This window comes from Ensifer sp. ENS07 (assembly GCF_014852185.1).
Classification (GTDB): Bacteria; Pseudomonadota; Alphaproteobacteria; order Rhizobiales; family Rhizobiaceae; genus Ensifer; species Ensifer adhaerens.
In genome coordinates this window covers 1-8,610 of the sequence record NZ_JACVBE010000032.1, presented here as the reverse complement: position 1 = coordinate 8,610, position 8,610 = coordinate 1, and the positions used below count along the sequence as shown (strand labels likewise).

Below are 8,610 nucleotides of genomic sequence, written 5' to 3'. Positions count from 1 at the left end.
TGGGAGCCTCCCTGTGTAATGCAAATTATGCCGCACTTTGCTCACACGTCAATCAAATTATATCTCAAATACCGCAGAAACCCATGTAACATCGAGCCTTACCTATTGCTTGGACGATCAATGACATTGCGTCTCGGCATAATTAGGCTTACATATGCGGCGTAATTTACTTGACGCTTCGTCATTCTTCCTGGCGGCGCTTAATGTGATCAATCAACGACGCCAGCGCCGACAGATCGTCTGGGCGGGAGAAGGACCGACCTGCAGCAACCTGACTGAACAAGTCGGCCTCATTGACATCGGTCCACGAGGCCGGAAGCGAACGCAACCGTCCTTGGGCGTCGTAGAACATGACGCGGTCTTCGCCCCAGTTCTCTTTGCGTGTCGACAGCACGAAGCGCTGTCCGCGCCACGGATGGAACGGGTGCGTAACCTCGAACTCTATGCGGGCTTGAGTGTCAGTATGAACTGCAGTCCTGGAATTGAAAGAACGGCATGGCCGAGGCCTTCGTCAAAACCTTCAAGCGCGATTACGTCGCGGTCTACCCCACCCCGGATGCCGAAACCGTCATGGCGCAGCTGCCGTTCTGGTTCGAGCATTACAACAATCTTCACCCGCACAGTGCTTTAGGATATCAATCCACGCGCGAGTTCATCAGCTCGCAATCTCAAGCCTGAGCATGTCCGGTCTTTTGGGGGCAACTCCAGTTAAATCCGGCAAACCTCATTAAAAAAACACAACACGAAACAGCGGTCCGCACAAGCCACGAAAGATGCTCGGCCCGCCGTCGTTGAGCTGTTGATCTGCGCGCAACCGTAGAGTTTCATTCTTAACAATGCGAGAAGCGATGAGACCGGCACATATAGTCTGACACAACTATGCAACGCCGGCGCGCAGGAGGTCGTGGATGTGCAGGATCCCAGTCGGTCGATTTTGTTGGTCCACTAGGAACAATACGGTAATTTTCTGCGCTTGCATAATTTCCAAGGCTGCACTGGCCAGCATGTCGCCCCCTATTACCCGCGGCCGATGCGACATAACTGCATCCACAGTTAGAAGGAGAAAGTTGTCAGACATGTGCCGCCGGAGATCGCCATCAGTAATTACACCGACTAGGTTACCGCTGACGCTAATAACCCCCACGACCCCAAATCCCTTCGAAGACATCTGAATGATCGCTTCACCCATAGGGCTGCCAGTCGGTAACAAGGGCACGGCCTCAGCGGCATGGGCAAGTTCGTGTGCAAGCAACAATTGCGAGCCAAGCTTGCCGCCTGGATGAAATGTTTTGAAGTCTTGAGCTGAGAAGCCCCGTCGTTCGAGAAGAGCGATCGCGAGACAATCGCCGATCATAAGCTGCAGCATCGCCGAGGCCGTTGGCGCAAGTCCATGAGGGCAGGCCTCCAACACTTTTGGCAACGTGATCGCGATCAAGGAGTTGCGTGCAATCACGCTGTCGATGTTCGATGTGATGGAAATTATTGGAACATTAAACCGCTTAGCGTAAGATAGCATATTGCTGAGTTCGACGGTCTCCCCAGACCATGAAAGTAAGACAAGCAGGTCTTGGCCCGTGATCATGCCGAGATCGCCATGGCTCGCTTCTGTTGGATGCACGAAGTAGGACGAGGTGCCTGTCGATGCCAACGTTGCCGCGATCTTGCGACCAATATGCCCACTCTTACCAACTCCGGCGACAACAACCCGCCCAGTTCGCGAAGCCACAAGTTCAACGGCATTTATCAAACTGGAAGCGAGAGCGGAGTCGTTCGATAAACATGCTGCCAATGTGCTGATTCCGTCAGCGGCAGTAGCGATTGTTCGCGTGATTGACGCCAGCACAGCGTCACGTATTATCATGTTCATTAGCAGCTGCCCAAGTTGTTGATGGCCCTCAGAGGGCGCTTACCTTTTTCAGCCCCTAAAATCAATCGCAGCCTTCAAGTTTACATCAAGAGCAGGGTCGCCGGGGTTTGTTATATTTACGGTGAACCTCGATTGTTGTGGTCCGTCTGATATGCAAGGACATAGGACCACACCGCTTGCGAGCGCAGCGAAGTGCCATTACGCAAACAATCGCGGCTATGCAAACGCGCACTGGTGGATTATTGGACGGAAACGAGTTCTTCAGTGACGGGCTCAGGCGATTTTGCGGCAACAGCTTTGGAGTGTTATGATGAAAACTAATGCCAGAGTTGTTGTCGGCGATGGCGGCCGTCAGGTCGCCTTCTCACAGACCGAGAAGTTGTCGCTGATCGCCGGCCCATGCCAGATGGAGAGCCGTGACCACGCCTTCATGATGGCGGGCGCTCTTTCCGAACTGTGCAACAAGCTCGGCCTCGGCCTCGTCTACAAGTCCTCCTTCGACAAGGCCAACCGCACCTCGCTTTCGGGCAAGCGCGGCATCGGTCTCGACAAGGCGATGGAAATCTTCGCCGACCTGAAAAAGGAATTCGGCTTTCCGGTTCTGACCGACATTCACACCGAAGAGCAGTGCGCGCTCGTCGCGCCGACGGTCGACATTCTGCAGATCCCGGCCTTCCTGTCGCGCCAGACCGATCTTCTGGTCGCAGCCGCCAAGACCGGCCGCGCGATCAACGTCAAGAAGGGCCAGTTCCTGGCGCCCTGGGACATGAAGAACGTGTTGGCGAAGTTCACTGAGAGTGGCAACCCCAATGTCATGCTCTGCGAGCGTGGAGCCTCCTTCGGCTACAACACGCTCGTCTCTGACATGCGCTCGCTGCCGATCATGGCTTCGCTCGGCGCGCCGGTCGTCTTTGATGCGACCCACTCCGTGCAGCAGCCGGGCGCGCAGGGTGGCTCTTCGGGCGGTCAACGAGAATTCGTCGAGACCCTGGCGCGTGCGGCCGTCGCGGTTGGCGTCGCAGGTGTGTTCGTCGAGGCGCACGAAGACCCGGACAACGCACCCTCGGACGGCCCGAACATGGTGCACCTGAAGGACATGCCGAGGCTGCTCGAAAAGCTGCTCGCTTTCGACGCGATCGCCAAGGACTGACCTCAGCGCTGGCGCCTACATGACCCTTTCGTATGGCATAAAGTGCCACTATTGGCCAAATACTACGCATCTCGGCTTTTATGGCTAGATCTCAAGCCGAAGTCGACCATGCAAAATTCGTCGCCGCAGTAAAAAGAAGAACGGTCGAAATGCTACCTTGGGTGCTCGACTTGGCGAGCGACCAAACCGCCTATTGTCGATGGCAGCCCTAATGACTTTGAACAATGTTACGTGCTATTCGGCGGAGAAGATAACGAGGGCCTGGATAAGTGCGGGAGCTTAGCCGCATTTACAAATGTGGGTGATTGTCATGAACTATTTCTCCGCCCATTTCCGCGTCGTCGCAGCACTTGTTGTGCGCGAGATGTCGACACGGTTTGGTTCGAAACCTGGCGGCTACGTATGGGCATTACTCGATCCCGTAGCACATATACTGCTAATGACACTAATCTTCCGTGCCATTGCTCGTATGCCTGCGTTGGGCTCGAGCTTCGCCCTCTTCTTCGCCACGGGCTATATTGCATTTCAATTCTACCATGCGGTAACGGGCTATCTTAACAGTGCCATTCGCGCCAACAAAGCGCTTCTCAGCTATCCGAACGTTGCGCCCATCGATGCGATCGTCGCTCGTTTCGTACTACAGGCCTGCACGACATCATTGGTTGCTCTTGTCGTTCTGGGTTGCATCGTCGCGACTTCGCGGGCAGAGGTTGATCTACATTGGCCCGCCATAGTTGAGGCAGTGTCTATGGCCTGCACCTTTGGTCTAGGGGTGGCTATGATTAACGTTGTTCTCTTCATTAAATACCCATTGTACGAGCAAGTCTTCAACATTCTCAATCGCCCGCTTTTTCTTATTTCGGGTGTATTCTTCCTGCCCGACTCGATTCCCGCACCGTACCGCGAAATTGTTCTTATCAATCCACTAGTCCACATCATAATGAACTTTCGGCAGGGTTTTTATCCGCAATACCGCGCGGCCGGCCTCGATATGGACTATGTTTACCGGATCGCATTTCTGACAATGTTTGTTGGAATGCTGGTATTCACCCTTTCTAGAAGAACGTTGAGAAGCGAATGATCAGGTTCGAGCAGGCGACGAAATATGCCCGCGCAAAAGGCATCAAAAAGCCGATCATCGAAAACGCATCGCTAACCCTTAATCGCGGCAAAAGTGTTGGACTGCTCGGGCGCAACGGCGCCGGAAAATCGACGTTACTCCGTCTCATTGCGGGGGCGATCAGATTGGATAAAGGGCGAATCGTTCGTCGGGGTAAGATATCGTGGCCGCTCGGCTTTCAGGGCAGCTTTCAAAGTTCGATGACTGGCCAACAGAATGTGCGATTTGTCGCGCGCATTTATGGTATTAACACGGAGCAGCTAATCGCCTTTGTCGAGGATTTCGCTGAGCTCGGCCCCTTTTTCAGAGCGCCTGTTGGCACCTACTCGTCTGGCATGAAGGCGAGGCTGGCCTTCGGCTTGAGCATGGGCGTGAACTTTGACTACTATCTTGTCGACGAAATCACGGCTGTTGGCGACGCAAACTTTAAGAAGAAATGCCAGGCTCTCTTCGAAACAAAGTTACAGGAGGCCGACGTGATTATGGTCTCACACAGTACGACTACAATTCGCGACTTTTGCGATAGTGGCGTTGTACTGGAAAAAGGCAGACTAACCTATTATGAAGATATAGAAGACGCCATCCGGGCGCACGACCGGAATATGAAGGAAGAATAGAAGGTGGCAAGCAAAGACACGGCAGTCAGCAAGCTTAGTCACCCACATGCGTTAGCCAGAACCAACGAGCCTGGCTTCACATCAGCAGCCAAGACGAAGGGCATGGCAGTTCTCGACGAGCTTCCCAAACAAAGGCGCCTGCTCTTCATTCCGCTGCCTGAGACCGCGGTCGAGCCTGCTGAGGAGACGGGGTGGAGAACCGGACGGTTGAAAAAACTGTGCTGGCGACACGCTGTAATCGGCGTTTCTTTCCCCGCCCTTGTGGTTACTCCGACGACACTTGCGTCGCTATACATGACGTTCGTCGCTGCCGACCAGTATTATAGCGCGACGTCCTTCGCGGTGCGCAACGTAGGAAGACGCGTATCGAGTGATTTTCTTGGTATGTTCACTCAGGCTACCGATGGTAGCACAGTTTCTGATAGCTACATAATAATGGACTATATCCAGAGTGAACGAATAGTGGTTGCGGCTGACTGCAAATTCATGTTGGAGTCTGTCTACGCGACGCGCGGCCTCGACTATTTTTTTGGCATCGGCTCAAAATTGCCGATCGAGGATAAGCTCGCTTACTGGCGCAACATGGTGCGGGTCAACTTCGACCAAGCCACCGGTATCATGCAAGTGACGGTGAAAGCATTCTCCCCGCAACAAGCACAGGCTCTTGGGGAGTTTATCGTCGGCCAAAGGGGCAGTCTTGTAAATAGCCTCTCGCTGTCAGTACGCAACGATGTGCTGAGGGCAGCACGAAACGAGGTTCAGGGGGGGGAAGCGCGGCTTTCAAGGGCGCGGGCGGTGCTACGCGATTACCGCGACAAAGCGCAAGAAATTAGCCCGGAGGAAGGGGCGAAGCTAGCTATCCAGCTCATCGCCTCGCTAGAGCAGCAACTGACGCAGCTCAACACAGACCTAGGGACCGTTAAAGGTCAGGTAAGCGAAGGTACCCCACGAGTCCACGTTCTGAAGGCGCGCATCAAAAGCGTGGAACAGCAACTCGCCGTCGAGCGTCAGCGGCTTGGCACAGGCGGAAGGAAAACGGCTGCAAACGATGAGGGTGCGGCAGACGTCGCAGGACGCATCGCCGAGTTTGAGGAACTTGAGACCGAACGTGAATTTGCCGAGCGTGCCTTCACGGCTGCACTGACGTCGCTTGAAAAGGCTCGCATCGACGCAAACAATCGCCAACGCTATCTCGCCCTCTTTATCGCGCCGACACTCTCCGAGCAGGCGCAGTACCCGGCTCGAACACTCGACGCATTCCTGGTGGCCATTGGGCTTCTCTTTGCTTGGGGCATCGGGGTTATGAGCTGGTACAATATACGCTACCGATCTCAATGGCAGGCGGGTGCTTGAAGCGGTGCTGAGGCTTTTTGTTGCTACTTCTACAGAGGTTTTTGTCGTTGCTGTCAGGGTCACTCAAATTTTTTGGACAAGTTGACAATAGGAAAAGAGAATATGGCAGTACTAGTAACGGGTGGAGCTGGCTACATTGGGAGTCACATGCTTTGGTCTTTAATTGATGCAAAAGAAGATGTCGTGGTAATTGATCGCCTCTCTACTGGATTTGAATGGGCCTTACCGCCTGAGGCGCCTTTTTATAAAGGGGACATAGCAGATCTTGAACTGCTCAGCACTATTTTTGCCTCTCACGATATTGACTCTGTAATCCATTTTGCGGGCTCAGTTGTTGTTCCCGAGTCCGTTGCAAAACCGTTGTATTATTATGAAAATAACACAGCAAAATCGAGGACGCTAATTGAAGCTGCTGTCAATGCCGGCGTCAAGTACTTCGTATTCTCATCGACTGCAGCAGTATATGGAACTCCTTCGGACTCCGCGCCCGTTGGGGAGATGGCTCCTTTGCGGCCGGAGTCACCTTATGGCTCCTCCAAACTGATGACTGAAATCATGTTACGCGACACGGCAATGGCCCATGATTTCACTTTCACTATTTTACGGTATTTCAACGTAGCGGGGGCGGACATAAACGGACGTTCCGGACAGTCCACCGCAGGGGCGACGCATCTAATAAAGGTGGCTTGTGAGGCCGCCCTCGGCAAGCGAGACGGCGTTGATGTCTATGGCGCAGATTACCCTACAGTCGATGGCACATGTGTACGCGACTTCATTCACGTCAACGATCTTGCTAATGCTCACTTGAAGGCTCTCATGCGGATGAGATTAGGTGGCGGTTCGATTGTCGCCAACTGTGGGTATGGCCGAGGCTTTTCCGTCTTCGATGTCATTGCATCTGTGAAGAAGGTGTCTGGTAACGATTTTCCGGTGCGCATCGTCGATCGGCGGAAGGGTGATGCGGTGTCAGTGATAGCCAATCCTGCGGTCGCATTCGAACAATTGGAATGGACACCAGAGTACGACGACCTATCGTTCATCGTAAAGACCTCACTCGATTGGGAGGCTCATCTAAGCCGTAGAAACCTGCGGTAGACAACCGACGGCGCTCACGGCTTCAGTAGAAAGACCATTATCCGTTTGCGCTTCATTGTTGCCTGCCTTCAATTGGGCGCAGTGCTCTCCAAGATTGCCCGCGCAGCCGGTCCCACGTTCGTCAACTCTTCCGTTGACGCACGGAGTTTTGCCACGTTGAGTAGCCGTCGATGCAGACCGCGGACACGCTGGTGCGTGGGTAATCCCCCCGCCGAATAACGGACTTCAAAAGTAGAATTTTCTCGGGCTTTATGATCGAGGAGATTTTGATGAAGACGAGCCGATTCGGCGAACCGCAAATCCTTGCAATCCTGCGCCAGGCGGAGGGCGGCGTTCCGTGCCTGATCTATGTCGGGAGCACGGGATGAGCACGGCGTCGTTTTACAAATGGCGAGCCAAATACGGCGGCACGGACGCGTCGATGATCAGCCAGATGAAGGCTCTTGAAGACGAGAACCGTCGGCTGAGGAAGATGTATGCGGAGATGAGCATGCAGGCGGAGCTGCTCAAAGAGGCTCTTGAAAAAAAGTGACGCGGCCATCTCAACGCCGGGAGCCTCTCGGCAAATGCGAGCATTTGCCTGTCGGCCAAGGGATGGCCGGGAAAGCGGTGGCGTTGCACGGGGTGAGCATTGCACTCGCCTGCCGCACCTTTGGTGTCAGCGAAACCTGCTATCGTTACAGCGCCAAGCTGAACGACGAGAACGAGCAGATCGCGGATCTCCTGATCGGGTTGACGCGAGCGAAGAAGAGCTGGCTTCGGCCTTTGCTTTCTCTACCTGCGCAATGTCCGGGGCATCGCTGGAACCATAAGCGGGTATACCGCATCTATCGCGAGCTGGAACTGAACCTCAGGATCAAGCCACGCAAGCGGTTGAAGCGCAAAACGGGGGGTTACCCGTGCAACGCGTAACCGCCCGATTGTCACCGCCTGCCGGCTATCGTCGTGATGGCCTAAGATACGTGTTTAACGACGTCGTTAAGGACGTGTCCTAGGCGAGGTTTGCGATGCGTGTGGAAATTCTTGGGCAGGAACGGCGGCGCCGGTGGTGCGACGACCGGAATCTCGAGATTATCATGTCGGTTGGGATCGACGGGGCGACGGTGACCGAGGTAGCTCAGCGACACGATGTGACACGACAACAGATTTACACCTGGCGCGGTGAACTGAAGAAGAAGGGCCAGTTGTCGCCGTCTGCGAATGCGGTGTTTGTTCCCGGTGACATGAATGCCCTGCAGACCGAGCTGATCGAGTTGGGATTGACCGTACCCCTCCGGTGACGCTTGCAATTACCCATAAGTAGCTGAGTCTTTTACGAAAAGCTTTCGCTGAAATCTTGAATCGAAAGAATCACTTGTGATTCTGTTCGGAGCACCTGATTCGTTTAAGGCGGTGCTTTATGTCGGTT

The 8,610-nt window shown here is 54.2% G+C and carries 8 protein-coding genes and 2 pseudogenes; 8 read left to right on the top strand and 2 right to left on the bottom strand.

From position 1 onward, the window contains the following. Positions 1-181: 181 nt before the first annotated feature. A complete protein-coding gene (locus tag IB277_RS37250; RefSeq protein WP_371813773.1) occupies positions 182-394 on the bottom strand; it encodes a DUF5372 family protein in 213 nt (70 codons plus the stop codon). A gap of 95 nt (positions 395-489) precedes the next feature. Between IB277_RS37250 and IB277_RS37245 the strand changes: the two are divergent. Then, positions 490-678 (top strand): annotated as a pseudogene (locus tag IB277_RS37245) (integrase core domain-containing protein); the annotation flags it as partial. A gap of 199 nt (positions 679-877) precedes the next feature. On the opposite strand, the gene IB277_RS37240 reads toward IB277_RS37245, so the two are convergent. After that, the gene (locus IB277_RS37240) at positions 878-1,867 is read right to left on the bottom strand and encodes an SIS domain-containing protein (RefSeq protein ID WP_192373350.1); all 990 of its coding nucleotides are present in this window, start codon (positions 1,865-1,867) and stop codon (positions 878-880) included. Positions 1,868-2,174: 307 nt separating this feature from the next. Here IB277_RS37240 and kdsA point away from each other — a divergent pair, with 307 nt between their 5' ends. The 7 genes and pseudogenes from kdsA to IB277_RS37205 all read left to right on the top strand — a co-directional run bounded on the left by kdsA (position 2,175) and on the right by IB277_RS37205 (position 8,482). Beyond that, on the top strand, positions 2,175-3,017 hold the full coding sequence (kdsA, locus tag IB277_RS37235) for a 3-deoxy-8-phosphooctulonate synthase (RefSeq protein ID WP_192373348.1): 843 nt from the start codon (positions 2,175-2,177) through the stop codon (positions 3,015-3,017). Between the two features lie 310 nt (positions 3,018-3,327). Then, the gene (locus IB277_RS37230) at positions 3,328-4,098 is read left to right on the top strand and encodes an ABC transporter permease (protein WP_192373346.1); all 771 of its coding nucleotides are present in this window, start codon (positions 3,328-3,330) and stop codon (positions 4,096-4,098) included. Beyond that, a complete protein-coding gene (locus IB277_RS37225; RefSeq protein WP_192373344.1) occupies positions 4,095-4,754 on the top strand; it encodes an ABC transporter ATP-binding protein in 660 nt (219 codons plus the stop codon). The genes IB277_RS37230 and IB277_RS37225 overlap by 4 nt, the downstream gene beginning before the upstream one ends. 3 nt (positions 4,755-4,757) lie before the next feature. After that, positions 4,758-6,107, top strand: coding sequence for an RkpR, polysaccharide export protein (locus IB277_RS37220; protein WP_192373342.1), 1,350 nt, complete (start codon positions 4,758-4,760; stop codon positions 6,105-6,107). A 102-nt stretch (positions 6,108-6,209) separates the two neighbouring features. Further along, positions 6,210-7,202 carry a UDP-glucose 4-epimerase GalE gene (galE, locus tag IB277_RS37215; protein WP_192373340.1) on the top strand — a complete coding sequence of 331 codons (993 nt, stop codon included), beginning with the start codon at positions 6,210-6,212 and terminating at the stop codon, positions 7,200-7,202. Between the two features lie 269 nt (positions 7,203-7,471). After that, positions 7,472-8,087 (top strand): annotated as a pseudogene (locus IB277_RS37210) (transposase); the annotation flags it as partial. A gap of 122 nt (positions 8,088-8,209) precedes the next feature. Then, positions 8,210-8,482: a transposase gene (locus IB277_RS37205; protein ID WP_192373338.1), complete on the top strand. Its 273-nt coding sequence runs from the start codon at positions 8,210-8,212 to the stop codon at positions 8,480-8,482. Positions 8,483-8,610 lie beyond the last annotated feature (128 nt).

Excerpts from the sequence above, each read along its gene's own strand:
- IB277_RS37240 (WP_192373350.1), bottom strand. The coding sequence starts at position 1,867 with ATGAACATGATAATACGTGACGCTGTGCTGGCGTCAATCACGCGAACA.
- kdsA (WP_192373348.1), top strand. The coding sequence starts at position 2,175 with ATGATGAAAACTAATGCCAGAGTTGTTGTCGGCGATGGCGGCCGTCAG.
- IB277_RS37230 (WP_192373346.1), top strand. The coding sequence starts at position 3,328 with ATGAACTATTTCTCCGCCCATTTCCGCGTCGTCGCAGCACTTGTTGTG.
- IB277_RS37225 (WP_192373344.1), top strand. The coding sequence starts at position 4,095 with ATGATCAGGTTCGAGCAGGCGACGAAATATGCCCGCGCAAAAGGCATC.
- galE (WP_192373340.1), top strand. The coding sequence starts at position 6,210 with ATGGCAGTACTAGTAACGGGTGGAGCTGGCTACATTGGGAGTCACATG.
- IB277_RS37205 (WP_192373338.1), top strand. The coding sequence starts at position 8,210 with ATGCGTGTGGAAATTCTTGGGCAGGAACGGCGGCGCCGGTGGTGCGAC.